This is a genomic window from Caulobacter sp. SRI_008 (genome assembly GCF_057586355.1).
This window is the reverse complement of record NZ_JBYCZS010000021.1, coordinates 54,635-79,280: the sequence shown is the minus strand read 5'-3', so window position 1 is coordinate 79,280 and position 24,646 is coordinate 54,635. Positions and strand designations below refer to the sequence as shown.

The 24,646-nt window shown below is 69.7% G+C and carries 23 protein-coding genes; 12 read left to right on the top strand and 11 right to left on the bottom strand.

From position 1 onward, the window contains the following. Positions 1 to 30: 30 nt before the first annotated feature. Positions 31 to 426 carry a DUF2237 family protein gene (locus AC2YHT_RS18550; RefSeq protein WP_487291304.1) on the bottom strand — a complete coding sequence of 132 codons (396 nt, stop codon included), beginning with the start codon at positions 424 to 426 and terminating at the stop codon, positions 31 to 33. Between the two features lie 146 nt (positions 427 to 572). Between AC2YHT_RS18550 and AC2YHT_RS18545 the strand changes: the two genes are divergently transcribed. Both AC2YHT_RS18545 and AC2YHT_RS18540 read left to right on the top strand, forming a co-directional pair. Continuing rightward, positions 573 to 1,451, top strand: coding sequence for an HpcH/HpaI aldolase/citrate lyase family protein (locus tag AC2YHT_RS18545; protein ID WP_487291303.1), 879 nt, complete (start codon positions 573 to 575; stop codon positions 1,449 to 1,451). Between the two features lie 11 nt (positions 1,452 to 1,462). After that, a complete protein-coding gene (locus AC2YHT_RS18540; RefSeq protein WP_487291301.1) occupies positions 1,463 to 2,560 on the top strand; it encodes a hypothetical protein in 1,098 nt (365 codons plus the stop codon). 296 nt (positions 2,561 to 2,856) lie between these two features. Here AC2YHT_RS18540 and AC2YHT_RS18535 read toward each other — a convergent pair whose 3' ends face one another. From AC2YHT_RS18535 to AC2YHT_RS18525, 3 genes are all read right to left on the bottom strand, one after another. Continuing rightward, a complete protein-coding gene (locus tag AC2YHT_RS18535; protein ID WP_487291299.1) occupies positions 2,857 to 3,879 on the bottom strand; it encodes a proline iminopeptidase-family hydrolase in 1,023 nt (340 codons plus the stop codon). 165 nt (positions 3,880 to 4,044) lie between these two features. Beyond that, positions 4,045 to 4,389, bottom strand: coding sequence for a DUF5076 domain-containing protein (locus tag AC2YHT_RS18530; protein WP_487291297.1), 345 nt, complete (start codon positions 4,387 to 4,389; stop codon positions 4,045 to 4,047). Between the two features lie 36 nt (positions 4,390 to 4,425). After that, a complete protein-coding gene (locus AC2YHT_RS18525; RefSeq protein ID WP_487291295.1) occupies positions 4,426 to 5,010 on the bottom strand; it encodes a hypothetical protein in 585 nt (194 codons plus the stop codon). 174 nt (positions 5,011 to 5,184) lie between these two features. On the opposite strand from AC2YHT_RS18525, the gene coaBC reads away from it, so the two are divergent. Both coaBC and dut read left to right on the top strand, forming a co-directional pair. Then, positions 5,185 to 6,396, top strand: a complete 1,212-nt coding sequence (gene coaBC, locus AC2YHT_RS18520) for a bifunctional phosphopantothenoylcysteine decarboxylase/phosphopantothenate--cysteine ligase CoaBC (RefSeq protein ID WP_487291367.1) — start codon at positions 5,185 to 5,187, stop codon at positions 6,394 to 6,396. After that, on the top strand, positions 6,393 to 6,854 hold the full coding sequence (dut, locus tag AC2YHT_RS18515; protein WP_487291294.1) for a dUTP diphosphatase: 462 nt from the start codon (positions 6,393 to 6,395) through the stop codon (positions 6,852 to 6,854). Before coaBC ends, dut begins: the two co-directional genes overlap by 4 nt. 36 nt (positions 6,855 to 6,890) lie before the next feature. Here dut and AC2YHT_RS18510 read toward each other — a convergent pair whose 3' ends face one another. Continuing rightward, positions 6,891 to 7,001 carry a hypothetical protein gene (locus AC2YHT_RS18510; RefSeq protein ID WP_487291292.1) on the bottom strand — a complete coding sequence of 37 codons (111 nt, stop codon included), beginning with the start codon at positions 6,999 to 7,001 and terminating at the stop codon, positions 6,891 to 6,893. A 383-nt stretch (positions 7,002 to 7,384) separates the two neighbouring features. Between AC2YHT_RS18510 and AC2YHT_RS18505 the strand changes: the two genes are divergently transcribed. Next, positions 7,385 to 9,181 (top strand): methyl-accepting chemotaxis protein, encoded by a 1,797-nt coding sequence (locus tag AC2YHT_RS18505; protein ID WP_487291290.1) that lies wholly within the window; start codon positions 7,385 to 7,387, stop codon positions 9,179 to 9,181. A 235-nt stretch (positions 9,182 to 9,416) separates the two neighbouring features. Here the strand turns inward: AC2YHT_RS18505 and AC2YHT_RS18500 are convergent, their stop codons facing one another. Beyond that, a complete protein-coding gene (locus AC2YHT_RS18500; protein WP_487291288.1) occupies positions 9,417 to 11,543 on the bottom strand; it encodes a M3 family metallopeptidase in 2,127 nt (708 codons plus the stop codon). Positions 11,544 to 11,699: 156 nt separating this feature from the next. Between AC2YHT_RS18500 and AC2YHT_RS18495 the strand changes: the two genes are divergently transcribed. The 3 genes from AC2YHT_RS18495 (at position 11,700) to AC2YHT_RS18485 (ending at position 13,554) form a co-directional block, all read left to right on the top strand. Then, positions 11,700 to 12,551 (top strand): glutamate racemase, encoded by an 852-nt coding sequence (locus AC2YHT_RS18495; protein ID WP_487291287.1) that lies wholly within the window; start codon positions 11,700 to 11,702, stop codon positions 12,549 to 12,551. A 68-nt stretch (positions 12,552 to 12,619) separates the two neighbouring features. Continuing rightward, a complete protein-coding gene (locus AC2YHT_RS18490) occupies positions 12,620 to 13,153 on the top strand; it encodes an SRPBCC family protein (RefSeq protein ID WP_487291285.1) in 534 nt (177 codons plus the stop codon). Positions 13,154 to 13,194: 41 nt separating this feature from the next. Then, positions 13,195 to 13,554: a hypothetical protein gene (locus tag AC2YHT_RS18485; RefSeq protein ID WP_487291284.1), complete on the top strand. Its 360-nt coding sequence runs from the start codon at positions 13,195 to 13,197 to the stop codon at positions 13,552 to 13,554. A 26-nt stretch (positions 13,555 to 13,580) separates the two neighbouring features. Here AC2YHT_RS18485 and AC2YHT_RS18480 read toward each other — a convergent pair whose 3' ends face one another. The 5 genes from AC2YHT_RS18480 to AC2YHT_RS18460 all read right to left on the bottom strand — a co-directional run bounded on the left by AC2YHT_RS18480 (position 13,581) and on the right by AC2YHT_RS18460 (position 20,557). Beyond that, complete coding sequence (locus tag AC2YHT_RS18480; RefSeq protein ID WP_487291283.1) at positions 13,581 to 14,666, bottom strand: GNAT family N-acetyltransferase; 1,086 nt, start codon at positions 14,664 to 14,666, stop codon at positions 13,581 to 13,583. A 93-nt stretch (positions 14,667 to 14,759) separates the two neighbouring features. Further along, positions 14,760 to 16,904 (bottom strand): prolyl oligopeptidase family serine peptidase, encoded by a 2,145-nt coding sequence (locus AC2YHT_RS18475; protein WP_487291281.1) that lies wholly within the window; start codon positions 16,902 to 16,904, stop codon positions 14,760 to 14,762. Further along, a complete protein-coding gene (locus tag AC2YHT_RS18470; protein WP_487291280.1) occupies positions 16,905 to 19,079 on the bottom strand; it encodes a prolyl oligopeptidase family serine peptidase in 2,175 nt (724 codons plus the stop codon). Positions 19,080 to 19,245: 166 nt separating this feature from the next. Beyond that, positions 19,246 to 20,022 carry a potassium channel family protein gene (locus AC2YHT_RS18465; RefSeq protein WP_487291278.1) on the bottom strand — a complete coding sequence of 259 codons (777 nt, stop codon included), beginning with the start codon at positions 20,020 to 20,022 and terminating at the stop codon, positions 19,246 to 19,248. Continuing rightward, positions 20,015 to 20,557, bottom strand: a complete 543-nt coding sequence (locus AC2YHT_RS18460; RefSeq protein ID WP_487291276.1) for a hypothetical protein — start codon at positions 20,555 to 20,557, stop codon at positions 20,015 to 20,017. The genes AC2YHT_RS18465 and AC2YHT_RS18460 overlap by 8 nt, the downstream gene beginning before the upstream one ends. A gap of 116 nt (positions 20,558 to 20,673) precedes the next feature. Between AC2YHT_RS18460 and dapF the strand changes: the two genes are divergently transcribed. From dapF to AC2YHT_RS18440, 4 genes are read left to right on the top strand one after another with little or no spacing between them, the layout of a single operon-like run. Beyond that, positions 20,674 to 21,528, top strand: coding sequence for a diaminopimelate epimerase (gene dapF / locus AC2YHT_RS18455; protein WP_487291275.1), 855 nt, complete (start codon positions 20,674 to 20,676; stop codon positions 21,526 to 21,528). Next, complete coding sequence (locus AC2YHT_RS18450) at positions 21,441 to 22,352, top strand: SDR family NAD(P)-dependent oxidoreductase (RefSeq protein ID WP_487291273.1); 912 nt, start codon at positions 21,441 to 21,443, stop codon at positions 22,350 to 22,352. The genes dapF and AC2YHT_RS18450 overlap by 88 nt, the downstream gene beginning before the upstream one ends. Then, a complete protein-coding gene (gene mtaB, locus AC2YHT_RS18445) occupies positions 22,349 to 23,680 on the top strand; it encodes a tRNA (N(6)-L-threonylcarbamoyladenosine(37)-C(2))-methylthiotransferase MtaB (RefSeq protein ID WP_487291271.1) in 1,332 nt (443 codons plus the stop codon). Before AC2YHT_RS18450 ends, mtaB begins: the two co-directional genes overlap by 4 nt. Continuing rightward, the gene (locus tag AC2YHT_RS18440) at positions 23,677 to 24,645 is read left to right on the top strand and encodes an endonuclease/exonuclease/phosphatase family protein (RefSeq protein ID WP_487291270.1); all 969 of its coding nucleotides are present in this window, start codon (positions 23,677 to 23,679) and stop codon (positions 24,643 to 24,645) included. The genes mtaB and AC2YHT_RS18440 overlap by 4 nt, the downstream gene beginning before the upstream one ends. The last annotated feature ends 1 nt before the right edge of the window (position 24,646 follow it).

The following is a 24,646-nucleotide window of genomic DNA, read 5'->3' as shown; positions in this document are numbered from 1 at the left end:
GCTCCCGTCCGGCTGCCAGGCGCGTCGGCCTTAAGCCGACGCGTGGTCCTTCAGCACGCCCAGCGAGACGATCGCCAGGGTCTCCTCGTGGGTGGCCTCCAGAATGACCTGCGGGGCCATGCCGGCGTCCAGCGCCTCGCGCCAGCGGCCGGCGCACAGGCACCAGCGGTCGCCGGGCCGCAGGCCGCGGAAGGCGAATTCGGGACGCGGGGTCGACAGGTCGTTGCCGGACGCCTTGGAGAAGGCGAGGAATTCCTCGGTCATCACCGCGCAGACGGTGTGCAGGCCCAGGTCGTGCGGGCCGGTCTCGCAGCAGCCGTTGCGGTAGAAGCCGGTCACCGGATCCAGCGAGCAGGGGACCAGTTCGCCGCCCAGGACGTTGCGGGCCGTCTCGTCATATCGCGTGGGCGTGGGGCGCGTCGTCATGCGGCGAGCTTAACCCCGTTTGCCGCTTTCCCGCCATGGCTTCCCCCGAGACGGTAGCGGGCGCTTCGCCCGCCGCGATATCTCCGCTTTTCGGCCCGCGCGGCAGGTGCTTTACAGGTTTCGCGATCCCGCGCCTCGAGAGCCTCATGACCGACATCGCCCGGCCACGCCGCAGCGCCCTCTACATGCCCGCCTCCAACGCCAAGGCCGTGGAGAAGGCGCGCACGCTGGACGCTGACGTGATCATCCTCGATCTGGAGGACGCCGTCGCGCCGGAGATGAAGCTCGCCGCCCGCGAAGCCGCCGTGGCCGCGGTCAAGGCCGGGGGCTTTGGCCCGCGCGAGATCGTCATCCGCGCCAACGGCCTGGACACCCCCTGGGGCGCCGACGACCTGAAGGCCGCCGCCGAGGCCGGCCCCGACGCGGTGCTTGTGCCGAAGGTCAACGACGCCGCCGACGTCCACGCCTATGACGCGGCGCTGCACGCCGCCCCGATCCACACGAAACTCTGGACGATGATCGAGACCGCCAAGGCCGCCTTCCATCTGTGGGAGATCGCCGGCGCTTCGAAGACCACGCGCCTGTCGGCCTGGGTGATGGGGGTCAACGATCTCGCCAAGGAGATGCGGGCGCGGCAGACGCCGGGTCGCGAGGCCTTCCTGCCGATCCTGTCGTTGTCGGTGGCGGCCGCGCGGGGGCACGGCCTGTCCATCCTCGACGGGGTGCACAACGACATCGAGGACCTCCAGGCCCTGGAGGTCGTCTGCGGCCAGGCGGTGGACTTCGGCTTCGACGGCAAGACCCTGATCCACCCCAAGCATCTCGAGATCTGCAACCGCGTGTTCTCGCCCTCGGCCGACGAGATCGCCTGGAGCCGGGCGGTGATCGCCGCCTTCGCCGACCCGGACAACGCCGGCAAGGGCGCGCTGCGGGTCGAGGGCAAGATGGCCGAGCGCCTGCATCTGGTTCAGGCCGAACGCCTCGTGGCCGTGTCGGAAGCCATCGCCGCGAAGACGGCGGGCTGATAGGGAAATCTATGCGTCGCCTCGTCTTGCCGCCCGTTTTCCTTTCGGTCTCGCTGGTTGCCCTGCTGTCGATCCCGGTCGTCGCCCTGGCCCAGGCCTCGGCCCCCACCGCTGTTCCGGCCGCCTCTGCGTCTGACGCGGTGGTGACGACAGTCCCCCAGGCGCCTGTGGTCGCCCAGGCCCCGGCTTCCGCGCCGGCGATCCCGGTGGTCGCCGCGCCGCCGGCCGTTCAGCCTGGAGCTCCGCCCGCGGCCCAGCCCGCCGCCGATCCGCTGGCCGATCTGATCGCCGCCAGCGGCCCCCAGACCACCGACGAGGAGGACGAGGCCGCTTCCGCGCCCGCTCCGCGCCACAAGGCGACCATCCTGCCGATCCCGGCCCCCGAGCCCGCCGCCCCGGCCGCGGCCGGCGGGGCGATGAGCGTCGAGCAGGCCTATGAGCTGCGGGTGAAGGGCTCGATCGCCGCCGCGCAAGGGCTGCAGGGTCCGCTCGACGGCGGCTGGACGATCCGGGGCGCCGACGGAACCGCCCTCTACGCCCTGCAGATCGTCGATCCGGCCGGCGGCTATGGTCCGGTCGAGGGCGCCTGGCGCGACCTGCGCCGCAAGGGCGCGGTGGGCTCCACAGGCCTGATCGACAGCGTCGAGCGCACCTATGACGGTGGCGCGGCCGTGCGGTTCATGGCCAGGGCCGGGGTCGGTTCGACCCTATCGCTGAGCGGCGGTTCCGACGGCGACTGGAGCGGCCGCCTGGCCGAGGATGGCGCGGCTCCCGTGGCCGTCAGCGTCGAGCGCACCGGCATGCCGATCCTGCCGGCCGGCTACGCCAGCGCCGCGCGCGGACCGGTGATCTGGCCGCCCCGCGTCGCTCCTGCCGCCCGCCCTGTGGCCGCCGCCCCGGCCAAGGCCGCGCCCTGCGTCACCAAGGGCAAGAAGGGCAAGGCCCTGAAGGCCGCCAAGGCCAAGTGCGCCGCCGCGGCGAAGAAGGGCGGCAAGGCCTCGGCCCTGCGCTCGGGCAAGGCCGCCAAGGGCAAGGCGGTGAAGGGCAAGTCCGCCAAGGGCGCCAGCAAGAAGAAGGCGACCGCCGCGAAGGGCAAGAAGCGCCGGTAGGGACAGCGGCTCCGTGAAGCCGAGGTCGTCGCCCGAGATCCTCCCGCTTCACGGCAGGGCTATCAAATTGAGGATGCTTTCCTGGGCCTTGTGCCCAGGATCCATGCCTGCGGCATGGCTGTGATTTTGACGTCTGGTGGAGCCGAAAGTCCGAGGGCGCCCGCCAGATTCAACGAAGGCTGAACGATGGACCCTGGGCACAAGGCCCAGGAAGGCAGGTCTTTAGGGACGAGACCCGTGGCCAATTCCATATGTGATAGCCCCTCCCCTCAGGGAGGGGCGGGCCGGCCCGGCCCTCAGCCCAGCCTGTCCTGCCGCCTCAGCCATTGGCGCAGCACTGTCACGGTCTCCTCCGGGCGGTCGGTGAAGGTGGCGTGGCCGGCGCCGGGGACGACGGCCAGTTCTGATCCGGCGACGCGGCGGGCGAAGCGTTCGGCGGTGACCGGGCGGGCCTCGTCGTACTGGCCGACCATGAACAGGGTGCGCCTGCCCTCCAGCCGGTCGAGCAGCGGCTCGCCGTCATAGGTCTTCAGCGTTCCGGTCGACGAGAACTCTGTCGGACCCCACATGGCGCGGTAGAGGGTCTCGTTGAAGCCGCGATCGCCGGGCGGACGATAGGCGCGGTGGGCCGGCGAGGGCCGCTCACGAGTCAGGAAGGCCGCGTAGAAGGCGTCGGTGGCCGCCGCGCAGGCCTGTTTGGGCGGCGGCGGAGCGGGCGCCTCGCACTGCACCAACTGGTCGCGCACGGGCGCGGGCAGGTCGCCGCGCAAGGTCTCCGCATCGGCGATCCAGCTGCGGGTCGAGACCAGGGGACTGGCCAGGCACAGCCCCGCCTGGGCCGGCAGCCGCCGCGCGCCGTATTCCAGGGCCACCGTACCGCCCCAGCTGTGGCCGACCACGTGCCAGCGCGACACCCCCAGGCCCGCGCGCACGGCCTCCAGCTCGTCGACGAAGCGCGGCACGTTCCAGTTGGCCGGGTTCATCGGATGGTCCGACAGGCCGGAATCCAGCTGGTCGTAGAGGATCACCGCCCGCTCGTCGGCCAGGGCCAGGGCGTCGAGGAAGCCCGCGTGCGTGCCGCCTGGCCCGCCGTGGACGAAGACCACCGGCGCCAGCGGGCCATCCAGCCTCCCGTTGATCCGTACATAAACCCGGCCGCCGGGAACCTCGACCTTCAGGGCGCGGTCGGGCGGCGCGAAGGTCGCCGGCCGTCCCCCTTGCCGTTCCTCTGGCGCAAGACCCCGCGCGACCGCCCGATCGAGCGCCGTCGCCGCGCCCGTGGTCGCCAGGAGGCCCAGCAACGCCCGCCGATCGATCATCGTCCTTCCCCCCTCGTCTATGTCCGGCATGCACGCCCCGGCGGCGCAGGCCCTTGGTCCGGCAGGATCCAGGCCCCTTAGCCACCGCGCCTCGTCCATGACTGTGACCTAGCGCACGCCTTGCCGGGACACATCCCCCTCGTCTCGACACCCAAGCCTGGCGGCTCAGTGCGACCGGGGCGCCGGGCCGCCGGGCGTCGTTTCCGGCGCGTCGGCCAGGCCGCCTTCGATCGGCGTCGTGGGGGCGGCCAGCTCGTCACGCATGGCCTCGAGCACCGCCTCGACCACCTCGCCGGCCTCGCGCTGGTAATAGGCCGACAGGCCTCGGCCGACATGGCGCAGCAGGTCGGCCAGCATCATCCCCCAGGCCCGCGCCTCGTCGATCGGGGTGTCGTCATAGACCCCGATGCGCAGGCTGCAGTGCAGGCCGTGCTCGGCCACCCAGACCCGCGCCATCTCGGTGGCGCCCCCGTCGCGCAGGGCCGCGTCCGGAACCGGCTGTTCCCTCATGGTTGGTCTCCCCCATTTCGTTCTGGGCGCCGGCGTTCAGCCGTTGCCGCCTTCGCTGCCCCGCCGGTCGGACGCCGCCGTGCGGCGGGCCTGGCCTTCCTTCTGCTTGCGCCAGTAGTCGGCCCCGTCGTCGGGCTTGAACATGGTGCGCGGCGCTCCGACCCGGGTGACCACGGCGAAGACGTTGCCGGCCGGGTCGTAGATCAGGGTGTCGCCATTGGCGCGCTTGAGCGTCTGGCTGCCGGCCGGCGGCTTGGCGACGAAGGCGTGGGTCTTCTTCACATAGTCGTCGACGGTCCGGGCGCCGAACGCCTCGCCGAACCGCTCGAAGCCGCGCTGGGCGTTCTCCTCGGCGGTGCGTGTCCTGTTGGCGGCCCACATCGGCCGGCCGGCGATCAGCTGCACCGGCGCATCGCGCGGGTCGGCCGCCTGCCTTGCCGCGCCGGAGGCGTCGGCGACCTCGCCGGCGGCCGCCGGAGCGCCGCCCCCGCTACTGCTGGTTCCTTCGCTGGAGGCGACCTGGCCGCCCTTGGCGGCCTTCACCGCCGAGGCCCCGCCGTCGCAGCCCGCCAGCAAGGCGGCCGAAAGGGCCAGAAGTCCGAAACGCAACGCTCCCGTCATGCTCGCTCGCTCCCCGATTTTGCAATCTTAACGATTGGTGAACGAAAAAGGAACGCGAGTCGAGTCCCCTCGTGCATCTTCCGCGCGCGGCCTTCCAGCGCGATTGCCTGCGGGCGCGAGGCGCTCTATGCGCGGAGGGGAACCGGCGGACGAGAGGCCTTCAAGGTGAGCGACATCCCGGGCGGCAAGCGCGTGCTCCTGATCGTCGGCGGCGGCGTGGCGGCCTACAAGGCGCTGGAGCTGACCCGCCTGCTGCGCAAGGCGGGCATTGGCGTGCGGCCGATCCTGACCAAGGCCGGGGCGGAGTTCGTCACCCCGCTGTCGCTGGCCGCGCTCTCCGAGGACAAGGTCTATGACGACCTCTTCTCGCTGACCGACGAGGCCGAGATGGGCCACATCCAGCTGTCGCGCTCGGCCGACCTGGTGGTGGTGGCGCCCGCCACCGCCGACCTGATCGCCAAGGCGGCCAACGGCCTGGCCGGGGATCTGGCCTCCACGACCCTGCTGGCCACCGACAAGCCGGTGCTGATGGCTCCGGCCATGAACGTGCGCATGTGGCTGCATCCGGCCACGCAGCGCAACGTGGCGACCTTGAAGGCCGACGGCGTGAGCTTCGTCGGGCCCGACGAGGGGGCCATGGCCTGCGGCGAGTTCGGCCCAGGGCGCCTGGCCGAGCCGCCCGAGATCTTCGCGGCGATCGTGAAAATGCTGAACGCGCCGGCCGAGGAGATCTTCGAGGCCTGGCCGCTGGCCGGCAAGCGCGCCCTGGTCACGGCCGGTCCGACGTTCGAGCCGATCGACCCGGTGCGCGGCATCACCAACCGCTCCAGCGGCCGACAGGGCTACGCCATCGCTGGCGCCCTGGCCAAGCTCGGCGCCAAGGTCACCCTGGTCAGCGGGCCGGTGTCGCTGCCGACCCCGGCGGGCGTCGAGCGCGTCGACGTCGAGACCGCCCGCGAGATGCTGGCCGCGTCCCAGGCCGCCCTGCCGGCCGACGTGGGGGTGTTCGTCGCCGCCGTCGCCGACTGGCGGGTCGACGAAGTGTTCGGCTCCAAGCTGAAGAAGGACAAGGGCGGCCCGCCGGCCCTGACCTTCGTCGAGAACCCCGATATCCTGGCGACCCTGGCCGCCAGCGGTCCGAACCGGCCGAAGCTGGTGGTCGGCTTCGCGGCCGAGACCGACGACGTCGAGGCCCATGCCCGCGCCAAGCTGGCGCGCAAGGGCTGCGACTGGATCATCGCCAACGACGTGACCGAGCCGGGCGTCATGGGCGGGACGGAAAACGCCGTCCTGCTGATCGCCAAGGACCACACCGAACGCTGGGAACGCGCGTCCAAGGACGACGTCGCCCGCTCCATCGCCCAACGCATCGCGGAAGCTCTATGACCACCACGCCCCACATCCCCGTCGTCCAGCTCGCTCACGCCCACGGCCTGCCGCTGCCCGCCTACGAGACCGTCGGCGCCGCCGGCATGGACCTGCGCGCCGCCGTCGAGGAGGACGCGCCCCTGACCCTGAAGCCGGGCGCGCGGTTCATGGTCCCCACGGGCCTGGCCTTCGCCGTGCCGGCTGGTTTCGAGGCCCAGGTGCGGCCGCGCTCGGGCCTGGCGGCCAAGGCGGGGATCACCTGCCTGAACTCGCCGGGCACGATCGACAGCGACTATCGCGGTGAAGTGAAGGTGATCCTGGCCAATCTGGGCGCCGAGGACTTCGTGATCCGCCGCGGCGACCGCATCGCCCAACTGGTCATCGCGCCGGTGGTGCAGGCGGCCTGGAGCCTTGTGGCCAGCCTCGACGACACCGACCGTGGCGCCGGCGGCTTCGGCTCGACCGGCGGGCGGTAAGGCAAGCTGTGACCCCTCTCTCTTTGAGAGAGGGGATCAGCGCGTGCTCAGGCCCACCAGCAGGTAGCCGCCAAAACCGGTCGCGAAGGCGGCGGCGGCCAGCCACAGCATGGGGCGGACCAGGGGCAGGGGCGGGGGAGCGTTCATCGGGGGCGCGTCCTTGGCGCGTTCGGCCGAAGCTCGGCCTTGTTCGAATACGCGCGGCTCCGTCCCCCGGTTGCGGCCGTACGTCGGTTTTATCTCACGATTCGCGTCAAAGATGCAAAATCGTCGAATGCTCCAAGGTGGAGAGCCCCGCTCCACTGTATTCGAAAATAATCAGAACACGGATAAATATCACCCGCTTCGACCTGCGGAGTCAAAGCCTGCGACCACACGTCGCACCCTATGGTCTATCCTTGCGGCAGAATGATTTGATTGCACGGAACAATCAAGAACGTCGTTCGATATGCACTTCGTGTGTTCATGAATAATATCCATTAATCCGCATCGGCGAAACTCCTCTCAACACTCTCCTGGGAAGTCTCGTGATGCTCAGCAACCTCAAGGTGGCGCACAAGCTGCTCCTGGCCTTCGCCGTGCTGGTGGCGGCCGTGGCCGGCGCAGGGGCCCTGGCCTGGAGCGGCCTGGCGTCGATCCAGCGGGTCACCGCCCTCAACGCCCACAGCTACGACTATCTGGCGCTGGTCGAGAAGGCCGGCGCGGATCTCGTCGAGCAGCAGAACGCCGCGCGCGGCTTCGTGGCGAGCCTGGATCCGTCGTTCGTCGAAAAGTACCAGAGCTACCAGGGCAAGTACGACGAGGCTTTCCAGGCCCTGACCGCCGGCGCCGAGGACGACGCCGAAAAGGCCAATCTCGACACCCTGACCCAGGCGGTGAGCGTGTTCCGCGCCGAGACCCTGGCCCAGATCGCCGACGCCAAGGACCCCGCCAAGCTGGAGGCGTCCCGCGTCGGCATCGGCAAGAGCGGCCGCCTGACCAATGTGCGCAAGGCGCTGAAGACCATAGACGAGGCCGAGCAGGCCCAGCTGGCCCAGCGGATCGAGGAACAGAAGCGCGCCTTCGCGGGCGCCGGCCTGGCCCTGGCCCTGGGCGGCGCCGCCGCCGTTGGCATCGCCGTGCTGATGGGCTGGCTTCTGGCCCGCAGCATCGCCGCCCCGGTCGACGCCATGACCTCGGCCATGCGCCGCCTGGCCGACGGCGACAACGCCGTGGCCGTGCCCGCCCTGGGCCGCAAGGACGAGATCGGGGCGATGGCCCAGGCCGTGCTGACCTTCAAGGATGCGGCGATCGAGAAGCTGCGGGTCGAGGGCGAGGCCGTCGAGCAGCGCCGCCGGGCCGAGGCCGAGCGTGGCGCCAACGAGGCCGAGCGCGCCGCGTCGGCCCGCGAGCAGGCCGGGGTCGTCGCCCAGGTCGGCGAGGGGCTGGAGCGCCTGGCGCAGGGCGACCTGACCGCTCGCCTCGACCACGCCTTCCCGCCCGCCTATCGCAAGCTGCAGGACGACTTCAACGCCGCCATGCAGAGGCTGCAGGAGACCATGAGCGTGATCACCGGTGCGGTCGGCGGCATCCGGGCCGGCTCGGGCGAGATCAGCCACGCCGCCGACGATCTGTCGCGCCGCACCGAACAGCAGGCCGCCAGTCTGGAAGAGACCGCCGCGGCGCTGGACGAGATCACCGCCACCGTCCGCCGCGCGGCCGAAGGCGCGGGCACCGCTCGCAGGTCTGTCGACGCCGCCCGCAAGGACGCCGAGGCCGGCGGGGCCGTGGTCGAGCGCGCCGTCGCCGCCATGACGCAGATCGAGGCCTCCTCGCGCGAGATCGGCAACATCATCGGGGTGATCGACGAGATCGCCTTCCAGACCAACCTCCTGGCCCTGAACGCGGGCGTCGAGGCGGCGCGGGCCGGCGATGCGGGCAAGGGCTTCGCGGTCGTGGCCTCCGAGGTTCGCGCCCTGGCCCAGCGCTCGGCGGAAGCCGCCAAGGAGATCAAGGGCCTGATCGGCGCGTCCGGCCAGCAGGTGGACGAGGGCGTGGCCCTGGTCGGCCAGACCGGCGAGGCCCTGCGCCGCATCACCGCCGGGGTGCTGGAGATCAACCATACGGTGGCCGAGATCGCCGCCGGCGCCCAGGAACAGGCCACGGGTCTGGCCCAGGTGAACGTCGCCGTGAACCAGATGGACCAGGCCACCCAGCAGAACGCCGCCATGGTCGAGCAGTCGACGGCGGCCAGCCACTCGCTGTCCAACGAGGCGGCCGAGCTGGCGCGGCTGGTCGGCCGGTTCAAGATCGGCGGCGGCGCTAGCGCGGCGAAGCGGGCGGCTTAGTTTCCTTCTCCCCTTGCGGGAGAAGGTGGCGGCCGAAGGCCGACGGATGAGGGGTCTCTCAGACGTTAGACCTCTCGCCCGGTCGATCCGTCGTCGCGGCGGACAAGGCTTTCGACCCCTCACCCGACCTCCTTCGGAGGCCACCCTCTCCCGCAAGGGGAGAGGGAAAAAGAAAACGCCCCGCCTGGGTGACCGGGCGGGGCGTTCTCGTTTCAGGTCAGCTCAAGTCAGCCGATCACGCCCCCGGGGGAACCGGGAAGCCGCGGTCGCGCATCAGGGCGCCGATCTTGACGTCGCGGCCGCGGAAGGCGCGGAACTGCTCGGCGGGGTCGACCGAGTTGCCGCGCGACATGATCGTCTTGATCAGGCGCTGGCCGGTGGGCTTGTCGTAGAAGCCGCCCGGCGCCTCCTGGAAGGCCTCGGCGACGTCGGCGGTCAGGGTGTCGGCCCACAGGTAGCTGTAGTAGCCGGCCGAATAGCCGTCGCCCGAGAACACGTGACCGAACTGCGGCGTGCGGTGCCGCATGACGATCTCCTTGGGCATGTTCAGCTTGGCCAGTTCCTCGCGCTCGAACTTGTCCGGATCGATATCGACGCCGCCCGCCAGGTGCAGCTTCATGTCGATCAGGGCGCTGGCCAGGTACTCGGTGGTGTCGAAGCCCTGGTTGAAGGTCGAGGCCTTCTTGATCTTGTCCACCAGGGCCTGCGGGATCGGCGCGCCGGTCTTGTAGTGGACGCAGAACTTGTTCAGCACCTCGGGCGTCGACAGCCAGTGCTCGTTCAGCTGGCTGGGGAACTCGACATAGTCGCGGGCGACGTTGGTGCCCGAGACGGTCGGATAGGTGACGTCGCTGTTGAGGCCGTGGATGGCGTGGCCGAACTCGTGGAACAGGGTATTGGCGTCGTCCCACGAGATCAGCACCGGCTCGCCGGGCTTGCCCTCGATGAAGTTGGAGTTGTTGGAGACGATCGTCGAGATCGGCTTCTTGAAGCGCTCCTGGTTGCGGTAGGCGTTCATCCAGGCGCCCGAGCGCTTGCCCTGGCGGGCATAGGGGTCGAAGTACCACAGGCCCACGTGCTTGCCGCCGCGCAGCACCTCGTAGACGGTCATGTCGTCCTGGTAGACGGGCAGGCCCGACACCTTCTTGAATTCGAAGCCGTAGACCTGGCCGGCGGCCCAGAACATGCCTTCGCGCAGCTTCTCCAGCTGCATGTACGGCTTCACCTCGTTCATATCGAGGTCGTACTTCGCCTTGCGGACCTTCTCGGCGTAGAAGCGGTAGTCCCAGGGCTCGATCTTGAAGCCGCCGCCTTCCGCATCGACGATCGCCTGCATGTCGGCGACGTCCTTGGCGACCTGTTCGATGGCCGGGGTCCAGACGGCTTCCATCAGGGCCATGGCCTTGTCGGGTGTCTTGGCCATCGAGTTTTCGAGGCGCCAGTGGGCGTGGGTCTCGAAGCCCAGCAGCTTTGCGCGCTCGGCGCGCAGCTTGAGGATCTTGGAGATCAGGGCGTTGTTGTCGGTCGCGCCGCCGTTGTCGCCGCGGTTGACGAAGGCCTTCCAGACCTTCTCGCGGGTGGCGCGCACCGGCGAGTTGGTCAGGTAGGGGTCAACGCTGGAGCGCGTGTTGACGATGATGTTCTTGCCCGGGAGCTTGCGCTGCTCGGCGCTGGAGGCCGTCGCGCCCTTGATGGCGTCGGGCAGACCGGCCAGGTCGGCCTCGGTCAGCTCGATATAGGTCTCCTCGTCGGCCAGCAGGTTCTGGCTGAACTTGGTGAAGAGGCCCGACAGCTCGGTGTTGATGGCCGCGACACGGGCCTTGGCGGCCGGATCCAGCTTGGCGCCCGAGCGCACGAAGTTGGTGTAGTAGATCCAGACGAGGCGCTGCTGCTCGGCGGTCAGCTTGGCCTTCTCGGGGCTGTTGTAGACGGCCTCGATACGGGCGAAGAGCCCGGCGTTCTGGGTGATCTTGTCGCCGATCTCCGAGAACTTGGCGTCGATCGCCGGCTCGATGGCCTGGTACTCGGGCGAGCTCATGTTCGAGCCCCAGATGCCGTAGTAGCAGGCGACGTCGGCCAGGGTGCGGCCAGTGTCTTCCAGCGCCGCGATGGTGTTGGCGAAGGTCGGCTTTTCCTTGTTGGCGACGATGGCGTCGATCTCGGCCAGGTTCCTGGCCATGGCCGTATCGACGGCCGGGGTCAGGTCGGCGACCTTCATCTTGTCGAAGGCGGGGACACCGCCGTACGGGCCGGTCCAGGGAGCGAGCAAGGGATTGGTCTCCGCGGCGAAGGAAAGGGCGGGCGCGGCGGCGCTCGCGGCGGCGGCCGCGGCGGTCGAAAGCAGGAAGGTGCGACGTTGCACGGATGGCTCTCCGTTGAGTGTGGCCGGACCCTAGGCCATGCCCGCGCGCCCGTCACATGACAGGACCGTAACCTTTTCAAAGCCGACGCCTTTTCCGCCCTTTTCCCTCGTGCGGGCGCATGGACGGAGGCCCTCGGCGCGGCTAATGCTCAGGCCATGACCATCGGCGTTTTCGACTCCGGCGTGGGCGGCCTCAGCGTCCACCGCGCCCTCGTGCAGCGTCTGCCCCAGGCGGACTTCGTCTACCTGGCCGACCAGGCCAACGCCCCCTATGGCGGCAAGCCGGGGGAAGAGATCGTCGACCTGACGCGGGCCGGCTGCGAGCGCCTGTTCGAGGCCGGCGCCGGCCTGGTGGTCCTGGCCTGCAACACCGCGTCGGCCATCGCCCTTCGCCGCCTGCAGCAGACCTGGCTGCCGGGCTATCGCAAGCAGCTGGGCCGTCCGATCAACATCCTGGGCATCATCGTGCCGACCATCGAGGCGGCCACGGGCCTGCCCTGGGAGCACGAGGCCGAGCGCCGCGGCGACAAGGTCGAGCAGCTCGACGTGCTGGGGGTGTTCTCCACGCAGGGGACGACCAATTCCCGCGTCTACGAGATCGAGATCGACAAGCGAAAGCAGGACCTGGCGGTGTTCTCACAGCCCTGTCCTGACCTGGTGCCGATGATCGAGGCCGACGCCGGCGTCGTCGACCTGGCCAAGGCCGTCGAAGGCTATGTCCTGGCGCTGAAGACCCGCATCGGCCGCTATCCCGACCGCGCCGTGCTGGGCTGCACCCACTACGAGATCATCGCCGACATCTTCCGCGCCGCCCTGCCGGCCGGCACCCCGGTGATCCACCAGCCGGCCTCGACCGCCGACTCCCTGGAGCGCTACCTGGAGCGTCACCCCGAGTACGGCCCGGGAACGGGCGGCGGCCGCGTCTTCCTGACCACCGGCCAGCCGGGTCCGCAGAACGGCCTGGTGCAGAGCTTCTGGGGCGGCCCGCTGGTGTTCGAGAAGGCCTGACGGCTTCCTCTTGCCTGAATGGCGCAGCTGGCGCTTGATCCTCCGAACATCGTTTCCGGAGACGCGCCATGAAACTCGCCGCCCCCGTTCTCGCCGTCCTGACCCTGCTGGCGGCCGGCGCCGCGCGCGCCGAGGTGGTCGACGCCCAGCCGAACGGTTTCGAGACCAAGCGCGCCGTGGTCATCGCCAAGCCCGCCGCGGAGGTCTGGGCGGCGCTGGTGCAGCCGGCCAAGTGGTGGAGCAGCGACCACACCTGGTCGGGCTCGGCCGCCAACCTGTCGCTGGGCGCGGCGCCGGGAGCCTGCTTCTGCGAGAAGATGCCTAATAGCGGCGCGGTGCTGCACATGACCGTCGTCAACGCCCAACCGGGCAAGCAGCTGACCCTGTTCGGCGGCCTGGGACCCCTGCAGTTCTCCGGCGCCAGCGGTCACCTGGTCTGGGCCCTGGCCGAGGCCGACGGCAAGACCACCCTGACCTGGAGCTATGACGCCGGCGGCTACATGAAGGGCGGTCTCGACAAGATCGCCCCGGTCGTCGACCAGGTGCTCGGCCAGCAGCAGGATCGCCTGAAGGCCTATCTGGAGACGGGCAAGGCCGGGTAGGACCGGTTCGCCAGAGACGGCGCGGCCGCCAATCCGACCCCATGTTCGAAGCCATGCATCACGACCTGATCTTCGGGGCCCGGATCCACGATCCGGACTACTGGCGCGCACATCCCATGGTGCGTGGCAGCCAAGCCGAGTTCGAAGGGCCGCATGGCTGGGTCGGGCTTACGCTCGAACCCGCGCCGACCGCGAGCCGCTGCATGGCGAGGCCTGCCAGCGAGGAAGCCACCCGAGACGCGCCGGACCTTTACTTCTGGGGAGAGGGCGACTGTCCCCTGGACCTGTTCGAGACCGCGCCACGGGCGCGCGAGTTGCTTGTCTGGATCGAAGGTCCGACGGCTAACGACGATCGCACCTGCTGGTCCGTTGGAATCTGGCTTCAAGACCCTGTTCGCTGAAGGGGCGGGTCGAGACCCCGCGGCCCTCAGTGCAGTCCGCGCAGCAGGTCGATGCGGCGCATGGCCTTGCCGGGCAGGGCCGACATCCGGCCCAGCGGCAGGGCCTCGGCGACCTGGCGCACGCCCCAGGCGGCCGAGCGCACGAAGGTGGCCGGCGAGGGCGCGCCGTAGAAGCCGAACACCACGGTCTGGCGGGCGTTGGAGAGCTCGCGCTTGAAGCGGTAGTCGCCGGTGCCCAGGTCCAGCCGCGTATGGGGGCCGCCGTCCATGCCCTTGAGGATGTCCTGGAACAGCAGCAGGCCGGGCGAATAGCGGTCGAACTTGGCGTTGTGCGCGATCAGCCAGCCGTGGATCGTGTGCGCCCCGCGCAGGTGCAGGTGCACGGCGGCCAGTTCGTCGCCCAGGTGCAGGGTGTAGAGCCCGCCGCCGAAGTCCGGGTCGCGACGGGCGAACATGTCCTCGACCAGGCGGTTGACCCAGTCGGTCTTGAAGAGGTCGGTCTGGCCGGTGGCCAGCAGCTGCTCGCGCTTCCAGGCGATCAGCTGGTCGAAGTCGGCGCGGTTTTCGGACATGGCGGCGTAGCGGGCGGGGCCCACCTCGCGCTCGGCCTTGCGGCGCTTCTTGTCGATGTCCTTGAGCACGCCGACGCCCGCCGTCTTGCGGTCGGCGGCGTAGGCCTCGTAGCCGGCGGAGACGTCGACGATCCAGGAGTCGGCCTGGCCGCGGCCGTGCCGGGCCAGGGTCTCGTCGTCGGCCAGCATGTGGCAGAAGTCCAGGCGCTGGGCCTTGAGCGCGGCCAGCAGGCGGCGCGGATCGACGGCGATGTCGTGTTCGGAGACCAGGGCCTGATAGTCGCACATGGGCGCGCCGGCCGGCATGGCCACGCCCGCCTTCACCCGCACCGGCAGGTAGGCGAGAGCCTGGCCGTCGTCGCCGCGGATCACGGCGACCTTCACGCGATCGCCCTGTTCGCCCTGGGCGGTGGCGACCGCCTTGGCCCATTGCGGCGACAGGAACGGAGAGTCGAGGCGCGGCTGCAACGCCTGAAGCGAGGTCCAGCGCGCGCTGTCCTCCGGCGAAAGCTGCAGAGCCTGGATGACGTCGATCTTCACGGGCGCCCCCCGAGCGCTGATCACGGACCTCCAGAAGGCCAGGTACCGTGATAGCGCCCAGAGATTGCGGTCCGGTTTACGGACGTTGCAGCGTCAGTCCATCAGTTTGCGGGTCAGATACGTGTATTCGAGGGCCACCCGGCGGGCGGTCTCGGCCAGGTTGGCGCTGGCCGCGTGGCCGCCGTCGACGTTCTCGTAGTACAGCACCGGATAGCCGAGGGCCTCGAGCCTGGCCGCCGCCTTGCGGGCGTGGGCCGGGTGGACGCGGTCGTCCTTGGTCGAGGTCTCGATGAACACCTCGGGGTACTTCTGGCCGGCCTTGAGGTTCTGGTAGGGCGAGTACTTCTCGATCACCGCCAGCTCCGAGGGGATCTGCGGGTCGCCGTACTCGCCGATCCACGACGAACCCGCGCCGATCTGGCTGTAGCGGACCATGTCGAACAGCGGCACCTGGATGACGACGGCGTTGTAGAGCTCGGGACGCTGGGTCAGGGCCACGCCCATCAGCAGGCCGCCGTTCGACCCGCCCATGATCCCCAGCCGGCGCGGCGAGGTGATCTTGCGCGAGATCAGGTCTTCGGAGACGGCGAAGAAGTCGTCATAGACCCGCTGGCGGTTGGCCTTCAGGCCCTGCTCGTGCCAGCTCGGCCCGAACTCGCCGCCGCCGCGGATGTTGGCGACCACATAGGCGCCGCCGCGCTCCAGCCAGAGCTTGCCGGTCACGCCGGAATAGCCGGGCGTCATCGAGGCCTGGAAGCCGCCGTAGGCGTAGAGCAGGGTCGGGGTCGTCCCGTCGTACTTGAGGCCCTTGGGTCGGACCAGGAAGTACGGGATCTTCGTGCCGTCCTTGCTGGTCGCCTCGAACTGCTCGACCACGTGGGTCGAGGCGTCGAACTTGGCGGGGGCGGCTTTCACCTTGTCCAGCTTGCCGGTGGCCGCGTCGGCCAGCCAGTAGGTGGTCGGCGTCAGGTAGCCGGTCACGCTGACGAAGATGCGGTCGTCCTTGTCGGAGGCCGACCCCAGTCCGACCGTCGAATTGGTCGGCAGGTCCAGCTTGGTCCGGGTCCAGGCGCCGCCCTTGAAGTCATAGACATGGGCGCCGCCGGTGACGTTCTGGAACAGGGCCACCACCAGCCGGTCGCGCGTGGCGCTGACGCCCTCGATCGCCTCGCGGGCGGTCGGGTGCAGGATCAGCGTCGCCTTGGCCGTTTCCGGCGCGGCCTTGAAGGCGGCCAGGTCGAAGGCGGCCAGGTCGCCGGTCTTCAGGCCCTGCTCGGCCCAGTCCTGCTCGACGCTGAACACCAGCTGGCCCTTGACCAGGGCCTGGATCGACGACTTCAGCGGGAAGGGCAGCTTCACCGTCTTGTCGCCGACCACCATGTGGGTCTCGGCGTTGAAGGTGTCGAGCGGCCGGTTGACGAACACCGCCTGCACCACGCCGTCATGGTCGCGCAGGGCGTAGGGCGACACGCCGTAGCCGCCGTCGTCCTTGGTCCCGCGGTAGATCTCCTTGGCGGCCGACAGGGGCTGACCGCGTTTGACCAGCTTGACCACGTAGGGATAGCCGGAGGTCGTCACCTCGCCCGGGGTCCAGTCGGTGGCGACGATCAGGGTGTCCTTGTCGATCCAGTCGAACCGGTGCTTGCCCTCGGGCAGCTCGAAGCCGCCGGCGACGAAGGTCTTGGTCTTGACGTCGTACTCGCGCACGACCACGGCGTCCTTGCCGCCGTTCGACAGCTGGACCAGGCAATACCGGCTTTCCGGGGCCAGGCAGCTGGCGCCCTTCCAGACCCAGTTCTTGCCTTCCGCCTTGGCCAGGGCGTCGAGGTCGAGGATGGTCTCCCAGGTCGGCTGCGCCGTGCGGTAGCTCTCCAGGGTGGTGGTGCGCCAGACGCCGCGCACGTGGTCGGCGTCCTGCCAGTAGTTCCGCAGGTCGTGGTCGTCGATGAAGGCCACGCCCGGAATGCGGTCCTTGGCGTTGACGATCGCCAGGGCGGAGTCGTGCAGGCCCTGGTAGCGCGGGTCGCCCTGCAGGATCGGCAGGGTGCGGTCGTTCTGGGCCTTGGCCCAGTCGAGCGCCTTCGTCCCCTCGATCTCCTCCATCCAGATGTAGGGATCGTCCTTGCCCAACTCGGTGAGCGGGGTGCGGGCGGCGGTGTCGGCGGGCGCGGGGGCGGCGTGGGCGGAAACGGTCATCAGGCTCGATGCGGCAAGGAGGGCCAGGACAAGGCTACGCATTTAGTGATCCATCAGCTGGCGCGACAGGTAGGTGTAGTGCAGCGCCCAGCGCTTGGCGTTGGCCGCCGGGTCGGCGCCGTTGGCGTGACCCCCGTCGGTGTTCTCATAGTAGAGGTAGGGCTGGCCCAGATCGCCGAGCTTGGCGGCGAACTTGCGGGCGTGGCCGGGGTGCACCCGGTCGTCCTTGGTCGAGGTGGTGATGTAGGCCAGGGGGTATTTCACGCCCGGCCTCAGGTTCTGGTACGGGCTGTACTTCTCGATCCACGCGCGCTCGGCCGGGATGGCCGGGTCGCCATACTCGCCGATCCACGAGGCCCCGGCCGGCAGCTGGGTGTAGCGGATCATGTCCAGCAGCGGGCTTTCCACCACCACGGCGTTCCACAGGTCGGGCCGCTGGGTCAGGGCGACGCCCATCAGCAGGCCGCCGTTCGAGCGGCCGTAGGCGCCCAGGTGACGCGGGCTGGTGACCTTGGTCGAGATCAGGTCCTCGGCCACGGCGAAGTAGTCCTCGTAGGCCCGCTGGCGGTTGGCCTTCAGGGCCGCCTCATGCCAGGCCGGACCGAACTCGCCGCCGCCGCGGATATTGGCCACCGCGTAGCTGCCGCCGCGCTCGAGCCAGAGCTTGCCGACCAGCGGGTCGTAGACCGGCAGTTTCGACAGCTGGAAGCCGCCGTAGGCGTGCAGCAGGGTGGGGGCGGAGCCATCGAGCTTCGCGCCCTTCTGGCTGACCAGGAAGTAGGGGATCTTCGTGCCGTCCTTCGAGGTGGCTTCCTTCTGCTCGACCTTCAGCTTGGAGGCGTCGAAGCGGGCCGGCAGGGTCTTGACGGTGTCGGCGCCGGCCTTGGTCGCGTCGGCCAGCTTCAGCTGGGTCGGGGTGACGAAGCCCTCGACCGAGTAGAACAGCTGGTCGCCCTCGTCGGCCGTCGCGACGATCGAGACGGCGGCGTTGTCGATCACCGGCAGGGCCTCGCCGCGCCAGCCGAACTCGCCCTTATCGGTGAAGCTGGTCAGGCCGCCGCGTACGTTGTCGTAGATCACCGCCACCACGCGGTGGTCGGTCACCGCCACCTGGTCGATCGACTGGCGCGGACCGGGCGCGAAGATCTGGCAGGGGCTGCAGTCGTTGCTGACCGTGATGTCGCCGTTGGCATCGGTCTTGAGTGGGAACAGCCGATCAGGCGCGACCGCCACCAGGGCGCCGGCCGGAAAGACCTTCTGCCGGCCGTTGGCGTAGGGCCGGGTGAAGGTCCAGGGCTCTTCGACCGTCAGGATCAACTCGCCGCCGATCAGGCCGCGGATCGACGAGCGCTCGGGGATCGGCAGCTGGGTCGCCTTGCCGTCCTCCAGCAGGAAGGTCTTGGTGTGGAAGAAGTCGGTGGCCCGCTCGATCAGCACCACCCGGTGTCCCTCCGCGTCGCGCAGCACGTGCGGGCGGGCGCTGACGTCGGCCTTTTCGCCGCGGAACACCTCGACGGCCTCGCCCAGCGACTGGCCGCGCTTCAGGGTCTTCACGACCATGCCGTAGCCGCTGTCGGTGGTCGTGCCCGCGCCCCAGTCGCGGGTCAGGATCAGGGTGTCGGCGTCCAGCCAGTCGACCGTCTGCTTGCTCTCGGGCAGAAGGAAGCCGTCCTTGACGAACGCCTTGGTCGTCAGGTCGAACTCGCGCACCTCGACGGCGTCCTTGCCGCCGTTCGACAGGTTCACCAGGCACCGGTCATGGGTCTTGGGCCGACAGTCGGCGCCCTTCCAGATCCAGTTCTTGCCCTCGGCCTTGGCCAGGGCGTCCAGGTCGATGACCGTCTCCCACTTGGGATCGGCCGAGCGGTAGCTCTCCAGGCTGGTGCGGCGCCAGACGCCGCGCACGTGGTCGGCGTCCTGCCAGAAGTTGAACACGGTGGTCCCGACGAAGCTGGGGGCGGCGATGCGGTCCTTGGCGGCCAGCACCTTCAGCGCCGCGTCGTGCAGACCCTGGTACCGCTTGTCGCCGGTCAGAACGGGCAGGGTCTTGGCGTTCTCGCCCTTCACCCAATCCAGCGACGAGGGCGTCTCGACGCCTTCGAGGGCCAGATGGGGGTCTTCCTGGGCGCGGACGGGGCCGGCGGCGAGGAGGGCGAGGGCCAGGGCGGCGGTCGAAACGGAGCGGAGCGTCAGCATGGCGGGGGACGTTAATGCCATTCCCGGCGCTGGCTAGGCCATTTTTGACCCTGGACAGGGTGGAGCGTTCTCTCCTCCGTAAAACCCCCGCGAAAGCGGGGGCCCAGGCTTTTTCTGAAACGCGGGGCGCTCGACGATAAAACGCCTGGGTCCCCGCTTTCGCGGGGATTTTACGGAAGATTGGTCCCTAGGCGCCGTCGTCCGGAATGCACAGCAGCTTGCCGCAGGCCTTGCAGTGCACCGCGTCCGGATCGTGCTTGCGCAGGCCGCAGTCGGGGCAGGGGTGGGTCACCTTGTGCGGCCGCAGGATCGACTGGATCAGGCCGATGAACAGCGACACCCCGCCCAGCATCACCGCCATCGACAGCAGCTTGCCCCAGACGCCCGGCAGGGTGACGTCGCCATACCCTGTCGTCGTCAGGCTGGTGACGGTGAAGTAGAGGGCGTCCACATAGCCGGCCACGCCCTCGTGCCGGCCCGCGAAGCTCGTATAGACGAAGCCCGTCACCACGAAAACGAAGGTCAGCAGCGACGAGGCGGCCTTGGTGACATCCTCGATGCGGGTGTCGTCGTAGCGGCGCGCCACCGTGCGCCAGAAGAACTCGCTGCGCACCAGGGTCCACAGCCGCAGCACCCGCAGGAACCCGAAATTGAACAGCCAGGCCGGGAACAGCAGGGTGGCCAGCACCAAGAGGTCGATCCAGGTGATCGGCTTCTTCAGCCAGCTCCTGATGTCGCCGTGGGCGATGGCCCGCGCCACGAGATCCACCGCCAGGAACGCCGCCACTCCGTAGTCGATCAGATAGAAGGTCACGCCGTGCCGGTGCATCAGCGGCGCGGCGATGAAGAAGGCGATGATCGCCAGGTCGATCAGGATCACCGCATAGCGGAACCGCACCGCCGCCGGCGACGCCCCGTGATAGAGCGCCCGCAGCCGGGCCCTGAGACGAAGGTCTTCAGCCATTGTCGGCGACCAGCCGCAGCGGGGTCCGTTCGCGCGCCACCGGCGCGGGCGGCGGGCCGCCGACAATGGCCAGGGCCGTCTCGTAGCCGCCGCCGAAGTCGATCCGGGTCACGGTCGCCAGCCGTCGCGCGGCGGGCTGGGCCTCCCAGACCGCGTCGGGGCCGATGTCCTGCATCCAGACCACCCCGCCTTCGATGCTGATGACCGCGCCGATGTAGCAGGCCTCCGGCGTTTCGGCTTCGGCGTGGACCGTGACGACCGGGAACACCCGGCTCGCGGTGAGCAGGATGTCGCTGGCGCTGTTCAGCGCCACGGTCGGTGTTTCGGGAAAGGTCTCGCCGCGCTTTTCGAGCGCGGTTTCGACGAATTGCGGATAGGGCGCGGGCTGCAGGTTCTTGACGTCGGCCAGGCGATAGCAGCTGAAGCCATTGAAGCGGATATGGTCGCCGACCTCGCTGAGCATGATGAAGACGGGCCCGATTCCGACCACGTAGCCCTTCACCCAGCCGTCCTCGAAGCGCCGGTGAAAGCGCATCAGCCGGCGCTCCTGCATGGCGCGTGTCAGCTGTTGGCGAGTGTCCTTGGCCGTCATCTCACTGCGTCGTCCCGCTGCGGTGCATTTTGCACCGCTTTCCACTATATAGCGGCCTTATGAGCCGCACCTTCCTGAAGATGAACGGGCTCGGCAACGACTTCGTCGTCATCGAGACCCTCACCCAGCCGTTCGAACCCTCCGCCGAGGAGATCCGCCAGATCGCCAAACGCGGCCAGGGCGGGATCGGCTGCGACCAGGTGGTGGCCATCGATCCGCCGAAGGCCGAGGGCGCCTCGGCCTATGTGCGCTTCTGGAACGCCGACGGCGAGCCGGCCGGCGCCTGCGGCAACGGCACCCGCTGCGTGGCTTGGCTGCTGATGCAGTCGGGCGGCAAGAACGAGGTGGCCTTCGACACCGTCGCCGGGCGCCTGTCGGGCGTCATGGCCGGCGACAAGCGCGTCACGGTCGACATGGGGCCGCCGCGCCTGGGCTGGGAGCAGATCCCGCTGTCGGAAGAGATGGACACCGCCCGCGTCGAGCTGCAGGTCGGCCCGATCGACGCGCCGTGGGTGCACACCCCGGTCTGCGTCTCTATGGGCAATCCGCACGTGGTGTTCTTCGTCGACGCCCCGGTCAGCGACGAGTTCGCCGAGAAGACCGGCAGCTTGGTCGAGCATCACCCGCTGTTCCCTGAGGGCGTCAATGTCGGCTTCGCCCACGTCGTGTCGCGCGACCATATCAAGCTGAAGGTTTGGGAACGGGGCGCTGGCCTGACGTCGGCCTGCGGCACCGGCGCCTGCGCCGCCCAGGTCGCCGCCGTGCGTCGCGGCCTGACCGATCGGGTCGCCACCGTCGAGTTCGAGAGCGGCCCGCTGGTCATCGAATGGCGCGAGGCCGACGGCCACGTGATCATGACCGGTCCGGTAGCCCTGGAATTCACCGGCAAGCTGCCGGAGATCGTGGCCGCATGAGCGAGCTGCACCCCGCCCTCGCGCCCGGCAAGACGGCGCTCGTCACCGGCGCGGCCGACGGCATCGGCCTGGCCGCCGCCAAGGCCTTCGTCGAGCTGGGCCTCAATGTCGTCATGGCCGACGTCACCGGCCGCAAGCTCAAGGCAGAAGCCGAAGCCATCGGCGCCCTGGCCGTGCCGACCGACGTCGCCGACCGTGCCGCCGTCGAGGCCCTGCGCGACGTCGTGCTGAAACGCTTCGGCGCCGTCGACGTGCTGATGAACAACGCCGGCGTGGGCGGCGGCGGCGACGCCTTTTCGGGCGACGACGCCTGGAAGCGCATCCTCGACGTCAACCTGTGGGGCGTGATCAACGGCGTCCAGGTGTTCGGCGAGGCCATGGCCGAGAGCGGCCGTCCGGGTCTGATCATCAACACCGGCTCCAAGCAGGGCATCACCCAGCCGCCGGGCGACACGGCCTACAACGTCTCCAAGTCGGCGGTGAAGGCCCTGACCGAGGGCCTCGCCCACACCCTGCGCGAGATCGTCGACTGCCAGGTCACCGCCCACCTGCTGATCCCCGGCTACACCTTCACCGGCATGACCAAGCGCGGCCCGGGCGGCAAGCCCGACGCGGCCTGGACGAGCGAGCAGGTCGTCCACTTCATGCTGGCCCGCATCGCCGCCGGCGACTTCTACATTCTGTGTCCGGACAACGACGTGTCGCGCGCCGTGGACGAAAAGCGCATGGCCTGGGCCATGGGCGACGTCATCGAGAACCGCCCGGCTCTGTCGCGCTGGCATGACGACTGGAAGGACGCCTTCGCGGCGTTCGTCGCTTCATGAGCGTCTACACCGTCATCAAGGCCACCCCGACGCCCAAGCCCGAAGTGGGCGAAGAGGGCGGACCGGCGGTGGTCGCCTCGGGTCCGAACGGCGTCGACGTCGTCACCTTCGGCTGTCGCCTGAACGCCTATGAGAGCGAGGCCATGCGCGCCCGCGCCGCCGCCGACGGCCTGTCGGATGCGGTGGTGTTCAACACCTGCGCCGTGACCAACGAGGCCGTGCGCCAGGCCCGCCAGGCGATCCGCAAGGCCCGCCGCGCCCGTCCGGACGCCCGGATCATCGTCACCGGCTGCGCCGCCCAGATCGACCCGGCCGCCTTCGCCGCCATGCCGGAAGTGGACCTGGTGCTGGGCAACGCCGAAAAGGCCGCACCCGGCGCGCTGATGGAGACCACGGCCCGCGTGCGGGTCAACGACATCATGTCGGTCAAGGAGACGGCCGGCCACCTGATCGACGGCCTCAAGGACCGCGCCCGGGCCTATGTCGAGGTCCAGAACGGCTGCGACCACCGCTGCACCTTCTGCATCATCCCCTATGGCCGGGGAAACTCGCGCTCGGCCCCGGCCGGCGAGGTCGTGGAGCAGGTGCGCAAGCTGGCCGCTGAGGGTTATCGCGAAGTGGTGCTGACCGGCGTCGATGTGACCTCGTGGGGCTCCGACCTGCCTGGGCAACCGACCCTGGGCCAACTGGTCGGTCGGATCCTGCGCATGGTCCCCGACCTGCCGCGCCTGCGGCTGTCGTCGATCGACGCGGCCGAGATCGATCCGGACCTGCTGAAGCTGTTCGCCGAGGAGCCCCGGCTGATGCCGTACCTGCACCTCAGCTTGCAGGCCGGCGACGACCTGATCCTCAAGCGCATGAAGCGCCGGCACAATCGCACCGACGCCCTGAACCTGGTGGCCAGCGTGCGGGCCGTGCGTCCGGACGTGGCCTTCGGCGCCGACCTGATCGCCGGCTTCCCGACCGAGAGCGAAGAGGCCTTCACCAACACCGTCCGCCTCGTCGAGGAGGCGGGTCTGGCCTTCCTGCACGTCTTCCCCTACAGCGCTCGCCCCGGCACGCCGGCCGCGCGGATGCCGCCGGTGAAGGGCCCGGTGATCAAGGACCGCGCCAGGCGCCTGCGCGAAGCCGGCCAGCGCGGCCTGGAGCGTCACCTCCAGGCCCAGGTCGGCCGTACCCTGGCGGGCCTGGTCGAACGCGACGGCCTGGCCCGGGCCGAGGACTTCACCGAGATCGCCTTCACCGGCGAGGCGCCGGCCGGCCAGATCGTCGACTTCCGCGTCACCGGCCACGACGGGACCCGGGTCATCGCCGAGCGGGCGGCTTGAGGCGCGTCCTCGCGGCCGCCCTGGCCGCGCTCCTGACCTTTCCGATCGCGGCCAAAGCCGATGACGGGGTGAAGCTCAGCGTCATGAGCTACAACGTCGCCGGCCTGCCCTGGCCGGTGAAGGCCGGGCGCGGCGAGGCGCTGAAGAGGATCGGCGACGAGCTGGCCAAGATGCGCGCCGCCGGGACCGAGCCCGACGTCATCCTGATCCAGGAGGGCTTCCGCAAGGAGATCGGCGATCTGATCGACCGCTCCGGCTACCCTTACGTGGCTCGCGGTCCCAAGAAGGGCCAGCGTGACGCCAGCCTGTGGCCCAAGGGCCAGAAGCCCGACTATCGCCGCGTCGCCTATCGCCGCAAGGGCGAGGGCCTGGGCAAGTGGGGCTCCAGCGGCCTGTGGGTGCTGAGCAACTTCCCGATCGAGGACGTGAAGTCCCACGCCTATCACTACTGCGCGGGCCTGGACTGCCTGGCCAACAAGGGCGTGATGCTGGTGACGCTGAACGTGCCGGGCCTGCCGACGCCTGTCGAGATCGCCAACACTCACCTCAATTCCAAGGGCGCCTCGCGCGTGCCCCGTTCGCGCAACCGCATGGCCCACCACCTGCAGGCCGACGAACTGAAGATGTTCATGCGCGAGGACCGCACGCCGGGCGCGCCGCTGATCGTCGGCGGCGACTTCAACGTCATGCACGCCCCCGACCGCTTCGACTACGTGATGGCCGACTATCCGTTCGAGGTGGTCAGCCGCTGGTGCCACGCCCTGCCAGGCGCCTGCGACACCCAGATCTCGTACGACGGCGACGCCCCCTGGCTCGACACCCAGGACCTGATCGGCTTCCTCGACGGGACGCGGGTGCAGGTCGCGCCGGTCAGGGTCGAGGCCACCTTCGACGGCGCCAGCGAGCCGGTGCTGTCGGATCACGACGGCTACCGGGTGACCTTCCGCCTGGCGCCGAAGGGGTAGG